This window comes from Thioclava sp. NS-SX20 (assembly GCF_057380695.1).
This window is the reverse complement of the sequence record NZ_CM170816.1, coordinates 2,279,591-2,294,546: the sequence shown is the minus strand read 5'-3', so window position 1 is coordinate 2,294,546 and position 14,956 is coordinate 2,279,591. Positions and strand designations below refer to the sequence as shown.

The 14,956-nt window shown below is 64.8% G+C and carries 14 protein-coding genes and 1 riboswitch; of the genes, 9 read left to right on the top strand and 5 right to left on the bottom strand.

Features of this window, described 5'->3' with window-relative positions; genetic code table 11:
• Positions 1 to 20 precede the first annotated feature (20 nt).
• Positions 21 to 123, top strand: a riboswitch (TPP riboswitch).
• 66 nt (positions 124 to 189) lie between these two features.
• From thiD to AC2ISB_RS11215, 8 genes are all read left to right on the top strand, one after another.
• Positions 190 to 993, top strand: coding sequence for a bifunctional hydroxymethylpyrimidine kinase/phosphomethylpyrimidine kinase (thiD, locus tag AC2ISB_RS11250; RefSeq protein ID WP_486575067.1), 804 nt, complete (start codon positions 190 to 192; stop codon positions 991 to 993).
• Positions 990 to 1,991: an FAD-dependent oxidoreductase gene (locus tag AC2ISB_RS11245; protein ID WP_486575065.1), complete on the top strand. Its 1,002-nt coding sequence runs from the start codon at positions 990 to 992 to the stop codon at positions 1,989 to 1,991. Before thiD ends, AC2ISB_RS11245 begins: the two co-directional genes overlap by 4 nt.
• Positions 1,982 to 2,179 carry a sulfur carrier protein ThiS gene (gene thiS / locus AC2ISB_RS11240; RefSeq protein ID WP_339108293.1) on the top strand — a complete coding sequence of 66 codons (198 nt, stop codon included), beginning with the start codon at positions 1,982 to 1,984 and terminating at the stop codon, positions 2,177 to 2,179. Before AC2ISB_RS11245 ends, thiS begins: the two co-directional genes overlap by 10 nt.
• 1 nt (position 2,180) lies before the next feature.
• The gene (locus AC2ISB_RS11235; protein ID WP_339108292.1) at positions 2,181 to 2,954 is read left to right on the top strand and encodes a thiazole synthase; all 774 of its coding nucleotides are present in this window, start codon (positions 2,181 to 2,183) and stop codon (positions 2,952 to 2,954) included.
• Positions 2,951 to 3,544 (top strand): thiamine phosphate synthase, encoded by a 594-nt coding sequence (locus AC2ISB_RS11230; RefSeq protein WP_486575063.1) that lies wholly within the window; start codon positions 2,951 to 2,953, stop codon positions 3,542 to 3,544. The genes AC2ISB_RS11235 and AC2ISB_RS11230 overlap by 4 nt, the downstream gene beginning before the upstream one ends.
• A complete protein-coding gene (locus tag AC2ISB_RS11225) occupies positions 3,541 to 4,521 on the top strand; it encodes a ThiF family adenylyltransferase (RefSeq protein ID WP_339108290.1) in 981 nt (326 codons plus the stop codon). Before AC2ISB_RS11230 ends, AC2ISB_RS11225 begins: the two co-directional genes overlap by 4 nt.
• A gap of 71 nt (positions 4,522 to 4,592) precedes the next feature.
• Entirely contained in the window at positions 4,593 to 6,068 is a 1,476-nt protein-coding gene (locus tag AC2ISB_RS11220) for an MATE family efflux transporter (protein WP_406721327.1), read from the top strand.
• Between the two features lie 83 nt (positions 6,069 to 6,151).
• Positions 6,152 to 7,042 carry a LysR family transcriptional regulator gene (locus tag AC2ISB_RS11215; RefSeq protein WP_339108288.1) on the top strand — a complete coding sequence of 297 codons (891 nt, stop codon included), beginning with the start codon at positions 6,152 to 6,154 and terminating at the stop codon, positions 7,040 to 7,042.
• Positions 7,043 to 7,124: 82 nt separating this feature from the next.
• Here AC2ISB_RS11215 and metG read toward each other — a convergent pair whose 3' ends face one another.
• The 4 genes from metG to AC2ISB_RS11195 form a co-directional block, all read right to left on the bottom strand.
• Positions 7,125 to 8,834 carry a methionine--tRNA ligase gene (metG, locus tag AC2ISB_RS11210; protein ID WP_406736004.1) on the bottom strand — a complete coding sequence of 570 codons (1,710 nt, stop codon included), beginning with the start codon at positions 8,832 to 8,834 and terminating at the stop codon, positions 7,125 to 7,127.
• 85 nt (positions 8,835 to 8,919) lie between these two features.
• Positions 8,920 to 9,357: a GNAT family N-acetyltransferase gene (locus AC2ISB_RS11205; protein WP_486575059.1), complete on the bottom strand. Its 438-nt coding sequence runs from the start codon at positions 9,355 to 9,357 to the stop codon at positions 8,920 to 8,922.
• 17 nt (positions 9,358 to 9,374) lie between these two features.
• Positions 9,375 to 10,007 carry a LysE family translocator gene (locus AC2ISB_RS11200; protein WP_339108285.1) on the bottom strand — a complete coding sequence of 211 codons (633 nt, stop codon included), beginning with the start codon at positions 10,005 to 10,007 and terminating at the stop codon, positions 9,375 to 9,377.
• Between the two features lie 88 nt (positions 10,008 to 10,095).
• Positions 10,096 to 11,469, bottom strand: a complete 1,374-nt coding sequence (locus AC2ISB_RS11195) for an aminotransferase family protein (RefSeq protein ID WP_486575057.1) — start codon at positions 11,467 to 11,469, stop codon at positions 10,096 to 10,098.
• A 167-nt stretch (positions 11,470 to 11,636) separates the two neighbouring features.
• Between AC2ISB_RS11195 and AC2ISB_RS11190 the strand changes: the two genes are divergently transcribed.
• The gene (locus AC2ISB_RS11190; RefSeq protein WP_486575055.1) at positions 11,637 to 13,079 is read left to right on the top strand and encodes an aminotransferase-like domain-containing protein; all 1,443 of its coding nucleotides are present in this window, start codon (positions 11,637 to 11,639) and stop codon (positions 13,077 to 13,079) included.
• Here AC2ISB_RS11190 and AC2ISB_RS11185 read toward each other — a convergent pair.
• Positions 13,076 to 14,956, bottom strand: a complete 1,881-nt coding sequence (locus tag AC2ISB_RS11185) for a glycoside hydrolase family 15 protein (protein ID WP_486575053.1) — start codon at positions 14,954 to 14,956, stop codon at positions 13,076 to 13,078. The two genes, AC2ISB_RS11190 and AC2ISB_RS11185, sit on opposite strands and share 4 nt — an antisense overlap.

Below are 14,956 nucleotides of genomic sequence, written 5' to 3'. Positions count from 1 at the left end.
GCCGCGAGGTCTAGCTTGGCGCAAATCCGTTGGGGTGCCCCTATGAGGGGCTGAGAGGCGTCACGCCAACCCATCGAACCTGATCCGGCTTGTATCGGCGTAGGGAACGGAACCAAAGCGATGGGTGCAGCCTTTCTGCATCCCCTTTTTCCGCCCGTGCCGAGATGCCGGGAAATTGGAGGAAGGGATATGGTCGCGAAACTTCTCAGTATCGCAGGATCGGATTCGGGCGGCGGCGCGGGGCTTCAGGCCGATCTCAAGGCGGCTTCGGCGCTGGGGGTCTATGCCATGAGCGCCGTCACCGCCGTGACCGCGCAGAACACGCGCGGGGTGACGGATGTGGTGCTGATGTCGCCCTCTATGCTGCGCGCCCAGATCCGCGCCTGCCTGGACGATATCGGGGCCGATGCGATCAAGATTGGCATGCTGGGCTCGGCCGAGCTGGTGCGGGTGGTGGCCGAAGAGATCGCGGGATTTGCAGGGCCTGTGGTGCTGGACCCCGTGATGATTGCCAAATCCGGTGATGCGCTGCTGGCCAAAGAGGCCGTGGCGGCGCTGACATCCGACCTGCTGCCGCTGGCAAGCCTGCTGACCCCGAACCTGCCCGAGGCCGCCTGTCTTCTGGGCCTGCCCGAGGCGCAGGAGGCCGATGAGGCGCAGGCCCGCGCGCTGCGGGCGCTTGGCCCGAAGGCGGTGCTTCTGAAGGGCGGGCATGCGACGGGGCCTGTCTGCACCGATCTTCTTCTGGCCGAGCAGGTCTCTTATTTCACCGCGCCCCGCTGTGCAACGCGTCATACGCATGGCACGGGCTGCTCGCTGGCCTCGGCCGTGGCGGCGGGGCTGGCACTGGGGCAGCCGCTGCCGCAGGCGGTGGCGCGCGCGCATGGCTGGCTGCAGGGCGCGATCCGTGCCGCTCAGGGGTTGCAGATCGGGCAGGGCCACGGGCCGGTGCATCATTTCCACGAAATCTGGCCGATGGAGGCTCTGGCATGAGCATCGATTTCACCATTCTGGGCGCGGGCGTGGCCGGGCTGACCACCGCGCAGGAACTGACCGCGCGCGGGGCACGGGTGCAGATCATCGACCCGCATGGCGCCCCCGGACCGCATGGCTGTAGCTGGTGGGCAGGGGGGATGCTGGCACCCCATTGCGAAAGCGAGATCAGCGACGAGATCGTGGTGCGCCACGGCCTGCGCGCGGCCGACTGGTGGGCCAAGGCAGGGGTGCCGGTGACCCATCGGGGCACTCTGGTGGTGACGCTGGCGCGCGACCGGCGCGAGCTGGACCGTTTTGCGCGCCGCACCGATGGCCATTGCTGGCTGGATGCGGCGGGCATTGCCGCGCTGGAACCCGATCTGGCCGACCGCCACGAACGGGGCCTGTTCTTCGGGACCGAGGCCCATATCGAACCGCGCGTGGCGCTGGCCATCCTGCGCGAGGGGCTTGCGGACAAGGGTGTCGAGATCATGCCCGACGCGCCGCATCAGGGACGGCTTGTCGATTGTCGCGGGCTGGAGGCGCGCGACCACCTGCCCGCCCTGCGCGGGGTGCGCGGGGAAATGGTGGTGCTGCGCTGCCCGCAGATCGGGCTGTCGCGCCCCGTGCGGCTGCTGCATCCGCGCTATCCGCTGTATATCGTGCCACGGGGCAACGGGATCTTCATGCTGGGGGCGTCACAGCTGGAAGGCGACAGCCGCGGACCATCGACCCTGCGCTCGACGGTCGAGTTGCTCAATGCCGCCTTCGCGCTGCATCCGGCCTTTGCCGAGGCCGAGGTGCTGGAGCTTGGGGCCAATGCCCGCCCCGGATTTGCCGATAACATTCCGCGCGTGGTGGTCGGCGCGGACCGCGTTTTTGTCAACGGGCTGTTCCGTCATGGCTATCTGATGTCACCCGCGCTGGCGATGACCGCCGCCGATTATCTGCTGGACGGGCAAAACTCGGAACTTTTGCTGTCTGAACCCCTGCTACAGGAGGCCCCATGCGCCTGATCGTCAACGGAATCCCCGCCGAGGCCGAGGCCACGACACTGGCCGAGGCGCTGGTTGTTCTGGGCTATGGCGAGGCCCGCGTGGCCACCGCCGTCAACGAGGTCTTCGTGGCCTCTGCCGCCCGCACGGGCCATGCCCTGCGCGACGGCGACCGTCTGGAAATTCTTGCACCCCGTCAGGGAGGGTAACATGCCGGTTTTCTATGGAACCGAGGTGGCATCGCGGTTGATGCTGGGCACCTCGCACTATCCCAGCCCCCGCGATCTGGCGCAGGCTTTTGCGGCCTCGGGCGCGGGGATTGCCACCGTGTCGCTGCGCCGCGAGACCGCCGGATCGGGCACGGGCGCGGGCTTCTGGGAGCTGATCCGCGGGCTGGATGTGCCCGTGCTGCCCAATACCGCCGGATGCCATTCGGTCAAAGAGGCGGTGACCACCGCCCATATGGCGCGCGAGGTGTTCGATACGGACTGGATCAAGCTGGAGGTGATCGGCCATCCCGACACGCTGCAACCCGATCCGTTCGGCCTGTTGGAGGCCACCCGCATTCTGGCCCAAGACGGGTTCAAGGTGTTTCCCTATACCACCGAGGATGGCGTCTTGGGCGGCAGGCTCTTGGAGGCAGGGGCCGAGGTGCTGATGCCGTGGGGCGCGCCGATCGGCACGGGGCTGGGGTTGAACAATCCCTACGGGCTGCGGAGCCTGCGGGCGCAATTCCCCGAGGTGCCGATGGTGATCGATGCGGGTCTGGGCCTGCCCAGCCATGCCGCCGCCGCGATGGAGATGGGCTTTGACGCGGTGCTTCTGAACACGGCGGTGGCCAAAGCCGGAGACCCCGTGAAAATGGCCGAAGGGTTTGCGCGCGCCTTGGAGGCAGGGCGTCTGGCCTATGAGGCGGACCCGATGGAGCCACGCGATATGGCCCAGCCCTCGACGCCGGTGATCGGCATGGCGGTGCTGGCATGATCCCGCGTTTCTATCCCATCTTCGACCACCCCGACTGGCTGCGTCGCGCGCTGCCCTTGGGGGTGGAATTCGTCCAGTTGCGGATCAAGGACCAGCCGCAGGACCGTTTGCGCGCTCTGCTGGCCGAGGGGCGTGACCTGTGCCGCGCGCATGGGGCGCAGATGGTGGTGAATGACCATTGGGAGCTGGCCATCGAGCTGGGCTGCGACTGGCTGCATCTGGGGCAGGAAGACCTTGAGACCGCCGATCTGGCGGCGATCCGCGCGGCGGGGCTGAAGCTGGGCCTTTCCACCCATGACGAGGACGAGCTGGCGCGCGCTCTGGCGGCGCGTCCCGATTATGTCGCGTTGGGGCCGGTCTGGCCGACGATCCTGAAAAAGATGAAATGGCATCAGCAGGGGGTCGAGACACTGACCCGATGGAAGCAGCTGTGCCAAGGGGTGCCCTTGGTGGCCATTGGCGGGCTGTCGGTGGAACGCGCGCCTCTGGCCTTTGCGGCAGGGGCGGATTGCGTGTCGGTGGTGACCGATATCACCCTCAATGCCGACCCGGAGGCACGGCTGCGGCAGTGGCTGGAGGTCACCCGATGACCCGCTATGCCCGCCAGATCGCCGTGCCGGGCTTCGGAGAGGCGGCACAGGCGCGGCTGCAGGAGGCGCGGGTGCTGGTGGTGGGGGCTGGCGGGCTGGGGGCGCCGGTGCTGCACTATCTGGTGGGCGCGGGGGTGGGCTATATCCGCCTGCTGGATGCCGATCATGTCAGCCGCTCCAACCTGCACCGGCAGACGCTGTTTCGCGAAAGCGATATCGGCCGGTCCAAGGTGCTGGCCGCGGCGGCCCATATGGCGGATCTCAACCCCGACGTGGTGCTGGACCCTGTGCCGCAGGCGTTGAGCCCTGCCAATGTCGCGCATCATATGGCAGGCTGCGATCTGGTGCTGGATTGTGCCGATAGTTTCGCGGCCAGCTATATCCTGTCGGACCAGTGTCTTGAAAACCGTGTGCCGCTGATCTCGGCGTCGGTCGTGGGGACCGAGGGCTATGTCGGCGGGTTCTGTGCCAATGCGCCCTCGCTGCGTGCGGTCTTTCCCGATCTGCCACAGCGGTTGGGCAGCTGTGCTGCGGATGGGGTGCTGGGGCCGATTGTGGGGGTGATCGGCGCGTTACAGGCCCAGATGGCGCTGGCGGTGCTGACCGGTTTCGGTGAAAGCCCTCTGGGGCGGGTCAGCAGCTTTGATGCGGTTTCGTGGCGCTTTGGCGGTTTTGTGTTCCACACCGCGCCCGAACCCGAATACGCGCCGCGTTTCATTGCTCCCGAAGCGATGTCGGCGGAGGATCTGATCATCGATCTGCGCGCCGAGGAGGAAGGTCCGCTGGCGCATCCGCAGGCGCATCGGCTGGGCGTGGAAGACCTTCGGACGATGGCGCTGTTCGGGCCGCGCAAGCGGTTGGTTCTGGCCTGCCGGTCGGGGCAGCGGTCCTGGGCTGCGGCAGACGCGATCCGTGGCGAATGGCAGGGCGAGATCGTGCTGGTGGCGATGGGCGCGCACCCTGTTGAACGGGCCTGAGTTGCAAAGCGGATGACTTCGTGCCGGATGACGCTATCTGGATGAGCTGCAAAGAACAGACGGAGCCCTTTATGTCGCGTGGACCCTCAGGCAAGACCTCGTCAAACGCTCTTGTTTCCGGCTCTATTCCCTGGGCGCTGGCCATGTTTGCCCTGCCGACGCTGGGCTCTTCGGTGCTGCAATCGGCAGGCGGGTCGATCGACTCGGCTTGGGTGGGCAACCTGCTGGGCGAGACAGCGCTGGCGGCCACCACCAATGGCAACCTGATCATGTTCCTGCTGGTCAGCTTTGTCTTCGGGTTCGGCATGGCGGCCACCATTCTGATCGGTCAGGCCATCGGGCGTGACAGCCTGTGCGAGGCCCGCCGGATCGTCGGCACGGCGGTGGGCTGCTTTTTTCCGCTGGCGGTCGTGGTGGCCGTGGCGGGGTATTTCGCCGCGCCGCATCTGCTGGCGCTGCTGGGGACCGATCCGCAGATCGGGGATCTGGCCCGTAGCTATCTGCAACTGACCTTTGTCGCCATGCCAGGCATCCTGATGCAGACCATGCTGATGATGACCCTGCGCGGGTCGGGGGATTCGGTGACGCCGCTCTATTTCATGATTCTGGCGGTGCTGCTGGCGGCGGTGATCAACCCGCTGCTGATCCTTGGGGTCGGGCCGCTGCCGAAGCTGGGCATCGGCGGATCGGCGATCAGTCTGGGGCTGGCCAATTACACCTCGCTGGTGGCGATGCTGGTCTATATCTATCTGCGGGACTTGCCGCTGCGCTTGCGCGGGGGCGAGCTGCGCTTTCTGCGGCCCGATCCGCAGATCCTGCGCCAGATCCTTGCCAAGGGCCTGCCCATCGGCCTGCAGATGGTGGTGGTGACCACCGCCGCGCTGACGGTGCTGCGCCTGATCAATCGCGAGGGCGTGGAGACCACGGCGGCTTACGGTGCGGTGCAGCAGATCTGGACCTATGTGCAGATGCCCGCGATGGCGCTGGGGGCGGCGGTGTCGGCGATGGCGGCGCAGAATATCGGGGCGGGCCGGTTTGATCGTGTCTCGCGGATCACCCGTATCGGGATCGTCTTCAATATGGTGCTGACCGGCGGGCTGGTGGCTCTGCTGTTGCTGGTGGACCGCTATGCGCTGGCGATCTTTCTCGACGGGCAGGGGGCGGCGATGGAGATCGGCCAGCATGCGCTTCTGGTGGCGACATGGGGCTTTGTCGCCTTCGGGGTCAGTCAGGTGCTGTTCGGCACGGTGCGGGCCAACGGGCGTGTGGTCTGGCCGCTGGTCATTCTGGCGGTGTCGCTTTATCCGGTGCGGCTGGGCTTTGTCGAACTGATGCATCCGGTGCTTGGCACCGATGCGATCTGGTGGAGCTTCCCGACCGCCTTCTGCGCCACGATGCTGATGGCGGTGTTGTATTATCGCTTCGGTCGCTGGCAGGACGGGCCCGCAGGTGGATTGCACACCCCGCCAAAGCCTCCTATTGCCAACCCCAGCGATACCCAGCCCGATCCTGCTTCGGCCACGCTGTCCCACGAAAGGACGCAATGATCCGAAGCCAGATCGACAGCCAGATCTTGCGCATCACCGCCGAAGGCCGTTCAATGCGCGCATAACAAAGCGATGAGGACCATATGCCGTCGAGCATTCCGAAGACCAACCTCGAACATTGGGCCATTTTGCGGCGCGTTGTGGAATGCGGCAGCTTTGCCGAGGCGGCGATCAGCCTGGAGCGGAGCCAGTCCGCGATCAGCTATTCGGTGTCCAAGCTACAGGAATCTCTGGGCTTCCCGATTATGGAGATGCAGGGCCGCCGCGCGGTTCTGACCGAGCATGGCAAGCTGTTGCTGGCCGAGGTCTCGCCGCTGATCGACGAGCTGGTTTCGGTCGAGACGGCCGCACGGGCGGAATCCGGCACCGGACCGCTTCAGGTCCGCCTGCTGGTCGATGCGCTTTTCCCGCGCGAATGGCTGGGCGAGGCGCTGCAGCAGCTTCAGGTGAAATTTCCCGATGTTCTGGTGGATATCCACGAGACGGTGCGTCTGGAAATGTCGGAATTCATGAGCCTGCCCTTTGATTTGGCCGTGGTTCTGCCCGAGCTTTGCCCTGTTGTCGGCCAGCGGATCTGCGAGATGGATTTCGCGCTGGTGGCGCGCAAGGATCACCCTCTGGCCAATGCCCATCACAGCCTGACACAGGCCGAGATGGCGCGGCATCTACGCGTTTTCATCCGCGAGAACCGGCTGGACGGCACCGAGGTGGACCGCCCGCATGGCCGTATCTGGACGGTCTCCTCGCTGGAAAGCGCCGTGGCGGCGGTCGAGCGGGGCATGTGTTTCGGCTGGTTGCCGACCGAGCTGATCTCCGGTCAGCTGGAACGCGGTGATCTGGTGATGCTGAATGCAGGCGGGGTCAGCCGCCGCAAGGTCTCGCTTGATCTGGTCTATCGCGATGTGGACCGCGCCAGCACGCCGGTGAAATTCATGGCGCAATGTCTGGCCTCGATCCATCAGGCCAATGGCTGATCGGGCCTCGGCCTGACCTCGGGCCGGAATGCAAAACGGCGGGCGCATCGGCCCGCCGTTTTTTCATGTCCGGAGCACTGGCTCAGGTGCGGATGCCCGCAAAGCGGCTTTGCCAATCCTCGCGCTCTTCGTCCGAGATCTTGCCAAACAGCACGTCCGGCGTGGTGAAGGCATGGCCTTCGGGCAGGGCGCGTACGGCGGCGGCCACATCCTCGGGCCAGGTTTGGTCGGTTGCATGCATGCCTTCCAGCATGGACGCTGCCGCATCGGGGATGAAGGGCGCCGAGAGCACCGCGTAAAGCGGCACGAGGTTCAGTGCCAGACGTGCAATCGCGCCCGCCTGCACCGGATCGGTCTTGAACACCGACCAAGGCGCCGAGGATTGCAGGTATTCGTTGCCCGCCACCCAGATCGCGCGCAGCTCGGCTGCGGCCTTGCGGACCTCTTTGGCCTCCATGAAGCGCTCGTAGTCGCGGATGCGGGTGGTCAGCTCGGCAATCAATGCCTCGCCTGCCTCGCCCCAATCGCCGCCCTCGGGGATCGCCTCACCGAATTTGGAACGGGTGAATTTGGTGATCCGCGAGACAAAATTGCCCAGCACATCGGCCAGATCCTTATTCACCGATACCTGGAAATTCTCCCAGGTGAATTCGGCATCCGCCGACTCGGGCGCGTGCGACAGAAGCCACCAGCGCCAGTAATCCGACGGCAGGATTTCAAGCGCCTGATCCATGAAGACGCCGCGCCCGCGCGAGGTCGAGAACTGGCCACCATCATAATTGAGGTAGTTGAAGGATTTGATGTAATCCACCAGCTTCCACGGCTCGTCCGAACCAAGGATCGTCGCGGGGAAGGAGAGCGTGTGGAAGGGCACGTTATCCTTGCCCATGAACTGGGTATAGGTCACATCCTCGGCGCCTTTATCGGTGCGCCACCAGCGTTCCCAATCGCCGCCCGAGGCTTCGGCCCATTCCTGCGTGCCCGCGATATATTCGATCGGCGCGTCGAACCAGACGTAGAAGACCTTGCCCTCCATGCCCTCCCAAGGCGCGCCCTCGAATTGCGCAGGCACACCCCAAGAGAGGTCGCGGGTGATGCCGCGGTCCTGCAACCCGTCGCCGTCATGCAGCCACTTCTTGGCAATCGAGGTGGTCAGCACCGGCCAGTCGGTCTTGCTGTCGATCCATGCGTCCAGCTTGTCCTTCATGGCCGACTGGCGCAGGAAGAGGTGCTTGGTCTCGCGCATTTCCAGATCGGTCGAGCCCGAAATCACCGAGCGCGGGTTGATCAGATCCACCGGATCGAGCTGCTTGGTGCAATTATCGCATTGGTCGCCGCGCGCGCTGTCATAGCCGCAATTGGGGCAGGTGCCCTCGATATAGCGGTCCGGCAGGAAGCGGCCATCGGCGTTGGAATACATCTGCTTTTCCGAGACTTCGCGGATCAGCCCCATATCGAACAGGCGCTTGGCGAAGGCTTGGGTCAGCGCACGGTTCTGAGTGCTGGAAGACCGCCCGAAGTGGTCAAAGCTCAGGCGGAAACCTTCCGCGATACGGGCCTGCACCGCGTGCATTTCCGCGCAATACTCGGCCACGGGTTTGCCGGCCTTCTGGGCGGCCAGTTCGGCGGGGGTGCCATGTTCGTCGGTGGCGCAGATGAACATGACCTCATTGCCGCGCGCACGCTGGTAGCGGGCGAAAAGATCCGCCGGAAGCTGCGAGCCGACGAGATTCCCGAGGTGTTTGATGCCGTTGATATAGGGAATCGCCGAGGTGACGAGGTGACGTGCCATATATCCGCCTTTCAGATGAGTTTGCGCAGGGTTTAACGCGGGGCGGGGCGTATGGCCAGAGGGATCGCGGTGCAAGCCCCGCGCTTCACGCCGGATTTTTCTGGAAATAGACGCGGTGGAAGCCGTTTTCCACCCGTTCCCCGATCTTGGCATAGCCCAGACGCGGATAAAGCGCGAGGTTCTCGGTCATTTTGGCATTGGTATAAAGCTGTACCGGCTTGCCTGCCTGACGGGCGGCCTCTTCGCAAAAGGCGATCAGCTTGCGGCCCGTGCCACGGCCCCGCGCGGCACGCGATACCGCGACATTTTCCAACAGGATATGGGGGCCTTCGTCATAGAAGGTGATGAAGCCCAGAAACGCCCCGTCACAGGCCATATGGACCAATCCTTGCGCGATCTGGGCGGCGTAATCGGCGCTCATGGGGGCCGGGTCGCGGCCCATGCGGGCGATATAGGGGCTGTAGGCCTCGATCGCGCAGGCGCGGATGGCGGCCTCGTCTTGCGGCGTGGCAAGGCGGATCATGGCTTACTGCTCATAGCTTATGGGGCAATCCGGCTTTGCGCCAGTTTCACCCCGAAGCCGATAAAGACCACGCCCGTCACGGCCTTCAGGGCGCGCTGGAAGGCGGGGCGGCGGGTGACGGCCCTGAGGCCACCAAGCGCCATCACCATAGCCGAGAACCATAGCGCATTGATCGTGGCATGCAGGGTGACCAGCGCGAAGGGCTGGGCGATGCCATGATCCGCAGGCAGGAATTGCGGAAAGGCCGCAAGATAGAAAAGCGAGACCTTCGGGTTGAGCGCATTGGTCAGGAAGCCTTCGATGAAGGCACGGCGCTTGCGGGTCTGGCGCAGTTCGGGGGCATGGGGCGAGGGCGTCACGCCACGGGCCGCAGCGATCAGCGATTTGACCCCGAGCCAGACCAGATAGCCCGCGCCCAGCATTTTGAAGACATTATAGGCCCATGCCGATTGCGTCAGTATCGCCGAGATTCCCAGCACCGACAGCGTCCCATGCAGGTAGAAGGCCGCCACAAAGCCGCAGACCGCCGCAAACCCCGCCCGTCGCCCCGAAAGCGGCACGATGCGCGCGATCAGCAGGCCGTTCGGTCCGGGCGAGATCACCAGCAGCGTGGTGACAAGGGCGAAGGTCAGCAGAGTGGCAAGGGTCATATGGGCTCTCCTGTAGGGGCAGACCTGCGCGGGTCATGAAAAAGGCAGGAGCGGGCCCCTGCCTTGTTCCGGATAGCTTAAGCCTGGTTCAGGCCAGTTTGGCAAGGCCGCGATCAACGGCCTCGATGATCCGGTCGATCTTGGGCTGGTCCACGATCAGCGCGGGGCTGAAGCAGAGCGTGTTGTTGAAGCCCTTGAACGACCGCGCCGTGGCGCCGATCAGCACGCCATCCGCATCCGCCGAGGCCACAACCGATTGCACCAGCTTCTCGGCCAGCGGCTCCTTGGTGGCGCGGTCGGCCACCAGTTCGGCGCCGCAGAACAGGCCCTTGCCGCGCACATCGCCGATGACTTTGTGCCTTTCCTTCAGCTCTTGCAGGCGGCTTATCATATAGTCGCCCATCGCCTTGGTATTGGCCAGAAGGCCCTCATCCTCGATGATGCGCATGTTCTCCAGCGCCGCAGCAGGGCCCGCCGTGCAGCCGCCGAATGTCGAGATATCGCGGAAATAGCTCATCTCGTCATCGGGGTCTGTGCGGAATTTCTCGAAGACCTCATCGGTGGTCAGCATACAGGCGATGGCGGCATAGCCCGAGGCCACGCCTTTGGCGCAGGTCACGAAATCGGGTTTGATGCCGTAGTTCTGATAGCCGAACCACTCGCCGGTGCGGCCCATGCCACAGACGACCTCGTCGATATGCAGCAGGATGTCGTATTTCTTGCAGATCTCCTGCACGCGCTCCCAATAGCCCTTGGGCGGCACGATGACACCACCGCCCGCGGTGACGGGTTCTAGGCAGAGCGCGCCCACGGTATCGGGGCCTTCGCGCAGGATGACCTCTTCGATGGCATCCGCCGCGCGTTCACCGTAGTTTTCCACGTCCCATTGTGCGCGGTATTCAAGGCAATGCGGCACGGGGATGAAGCCCTCGGGGAAGGGGCCATATTGGTCGGCGCGCTGGTGCTGGCCACAGGCGGCCAATGCCGCCAGCGACGAGCCATGATAGTCGCGTTCGCGGTAGAGGATCTTCCACTTCTTGCCGCCGTGATGCTTATGCGCGATCTGGCGGACCATCTTCCATGCTTTCTCATTGGCCTCGGTGCCCGAGTTCACATAGTACAGACGGGTCAGGCCCGGGGTCTTTTCCGTCAGACGTTCCGCGAATTGCGCGCCGGGGATGGACCCGACCGAACCCGCGAAATAGTTGATCTTGATAAGCTGGTCGCGCACCGCATTGGCGATGCTTTCGCGGCCATAACCCACATTCACCGTCCAGACGCCGCCCGAAACCGAATCCAGATACTCGCGCCCGTTCTGGTCCCAGACCGACATGCCTTTGCCCTCGACGATGATGCGCGGGTCATGGGTGCGCAGCTTCGCGTGTTGGAACAGGTGGTGGAAGACATGGGCCTTATCGGCATCGACAGTGGCCTGAATGTCATTAAGTGCGTGACCGTCCATCGGGGCCATCCTTTTCTTGAAACTCCGCTTTACCCAATCTTTTTCAGGCTGGCGCTGATAGGGCCAGATTGGCGCAAGCGATGGTGCCAGATTGGCGGGCATGTTATAGCAGGGCCAAGGCATTCTGCATTTGGCAGGGCGGTTGCGAGAATTTTAGGCGGAAACCTATGGCAGAGCAGGCGAAACCATCCCTAGGTCTGACGCTGGACAGATCCAGCCCCGATCCGTTGCAGCGCCAGTTGCGGCAGGGGATCATCACCGCCATCGAGCAGGGGCGGCTGCGTCCGGCTCAGAAGATGCCCGGCTCGCGCAGTCTGGCGCAATCGCTGGGGGTGGCGCGTAATACGGTGACGCTGGCCTATGACGAACTGGTCGCGCGCGGCTATCTGGAGGCCCAGCCCAAGCGCGGGGTCTATGTGGCGGTGCGCGCGCAGCCCATGCCCGAGACGGCGGCGGAGGGGGCGATCCATTGGGCCAGCAGGCTGCGGGCGCGGCCCTCGGCGTTCGAGCAAATCCGCAAGATGACCAATTGGGCCGATTACCCCTATCCCTTCATCTACGGGCAGGTGGACCCGACGCTCTTTCCCATTCAGGCGTGGCGGGCCTGTTCGCGCGATATGATGGGGCGGTCGGCGCTGGACTGGTGGTCGGCGGATCGCGCGGTGGAAGATGACCCGATGCTGATCGAACAGATCCGCACCCGCATTCTGCCTGCGCGGGGGATCTTTGCCCGCCCCGAAGAGATCCTGATTACCTTGGGCGCGCAGGAGGGGCTGTATCTGGCGGCGCGTCTTCTGGCGGGCGAGGGCGCGCGTGTCGGGTTGGAGCGTCCGGGCTATCCCGATGCGCGCTTCATCTTTGGCCTGACAGGGGCCGAGCCGGTGGATCTGGGCGTGGATGCGGAAGGGGCGGCGCCTGTCTCTGGGCTTGATCTGGCGGTGCTGACACCCGCCTCGCATTGTCCGACGATGACGGTGATGTCACCCACCCGCCGCGCCGACTGGCTGGACCGTGCGAGCGACGAGGATTTCCTGATCCTCGAGGATGATTACGAGGGAGAACTGGCCTTGGCCCGAGGCCCCGCGTTGAAGTCTCAGGATCGGGCGGGGCGGGTGATTTACCTTGGCACCATGTCGAAGATCCTCGCGCCGGGGGTGCGGCTTGGGTTTATGGTGGCACCCGAGGGCTTTGTGCATGAGGCGCGCTGGATGCGCAGGCTTCTGCACCGCTCGGCGCCGCTGAACAATCAGCGCACGGCGGCGATCTTTCTGGCCGAGGGGCATTATCTGGCGTTGATGCGGCGGCTGCGCGAGGCTCATGCCGAACGCTGGTATCAGGTGATCGACCGCCTTCCTCAAGACCTCGCGGGGTTTCGCGCGCCCGATCCCTGTCATGGCGGGTCGAGCCTCTGGCTAAAGCTGCCCGAAGGCATGGATAATGCCGCGCTGTTGCAGGGCGCGCTGGCCCGTGGCGTGGCTTTCGAGCTGGGCGATCCTTTCACCGGAGCCGAAGGCGCGGGGCGTTACATCCGGCTGGGGCTCAGCTGCATCCGGACCGAGGCGGTGCGCCCCGGTCTGAAGCTTTTGGGGCAGGTGGCCGAGGCGCTTTAGTCGCAATCGGCGCGCGTGCCACGGGCCTCTTCCAGCGCGACGGCCGCCGCAATCAGCCCCGCATGGGAAAAGGCCTGCGGGAAATTGCCCAAGTGGTCGCCGCTTGCGGGGGCGATCTCTTCGGGCATCAGCCCCAGATCATTCGCCGTGGCCAGAAGGCCGGAAATCTGCGCCTCGGCCTCAGTGATGCGGCCCGCGCGGGTGAGGTAATCTGCCGCCCAGAAACCACAGGCCATGAAGTGCCCTTCATTGCCCGCAATGCCATCCACCCCTTCCTGATAGCGGCGGAAATGCGGCCCCTGAGACAGCTCGCGCTTCAGGGTCTGATAGGTGGCCACCATCTTCGGGTCGTCCGGCGCGACAATCCCGATGCGGGGCAGCAGCAGAACCGAGGCATCCAGCCAGTCGCGCCCGATCGCGCCGGTAAAGGCACCGACCTCCTCGCTCCATGCCCGCGACAGAACATAGTCGCGGATGCGGGCATGTTCGCTGCGGTAGGCCTCGGGGTCATCCTTCACGGCGCCCAATTCGATCAGATCAAGCCAGGCATCCAGCGCCTGCCAGCACATCGCCTTGGAATAGGTGTGATGCTGGCGCGACCCCGGAATTTCCCACAGGCCGTTATCGGGCAGGGTCCAATCCAGCATGGCCGCCTGCGCATAGCCCTGCAGGCGGGTCTGTTCCTCCTCGGAGAGGGTGCCGCCATGACGCACATACATGCGCGCGCAATCCAGTACGGCCCCATAGCCGTCCAGTTGGAGCTGACCCTGTGCGTCATTGCCGATGATCAGCGGCGCCGAGCCGCGATAGCCCTCAAGCGCCGTCAGTGTGCGCGTGCCCGGATCATGTTCCTTGCCGATGGAATAGAACACCCCCAGACGCGGAGCGGACTGGCGCGCGGCCTGCATCAGCCAGCGGAAGAAATTCTGGGCACAGTCAGGCAGGTTCAGCGCGAAAAACGCATGCAGCACAAAAGTGGCATCCCTGATCCAGCAGAAGCGGTAGTCGTAATTGCGCACCCCGCCGATGGTCTCGGGCAGGCCCGCCGTGGGGGCGGCCAGCAGCGCGCCCGAGTTGTTGTAGTGCAAAAGATGCAGGGTCACCGCGCTGCGCATGATCGCCTTGCGGAAAGGGCCTTCGGGTTTGCAGCCCGTGTTGATCTTTTTCCAATAGGCCAAGGTGCGGTCGAGTTCACGCCGAGGCGTGCCAGCATCCACAGGGCGGGCATCGGGGCTGGCGCTGGTCAGCAGGGCAAAACGGGTCTCGCCCGCCTGAAGCGTGCAGGATCCGCCCAAAGCGCCGGGGGCGACAGGGGACAGATCCACATCGGACACAAAGCGCAGCCCGTCATGGCCGAATTCCATCCGCCAGCTACCATCCTCATCCTGCCGGAGGTCGGGCAGGGTCGCGCCCCAGTCCAGCATCGGGTTGATCAGCACGGCCAGTTCCGGCGCACCTTCCAACGCTTCGACAATGCGCAGCACCTGCCTGTCGCCGCCGATCGAGCCATCTGCGCGTTCGCCCATCGGCATCAGGTCGGTGACCTGCAAGACCCCCTGCGGCGTGTGATGGGTGGTACGTAAAACGGCGCTATCCCCGATATAGTCGCGGGTGATTTCCCCCTGCACAGTGGGGCCCACAAAGAACCGCCCGCCGCGTCGCGCATCCAGCATGCCGGTGAAGACCGCATCGCCATCGAAATCCGGCAGGCAGAGGAATTCGATCGCCCCGTCGCGTGCGACAATCGCGGCGGTCAGCGTGTCTCCGATCAGGGCGAAATCGCGGATCGGCGGATAGGCGTTTTTGCGCTGGGGCAGGTCGGCCAGAGCGGTGTCGGCAGGGGTGTGCAACAGCGGACGGGTGATGCGGCCCTCCAT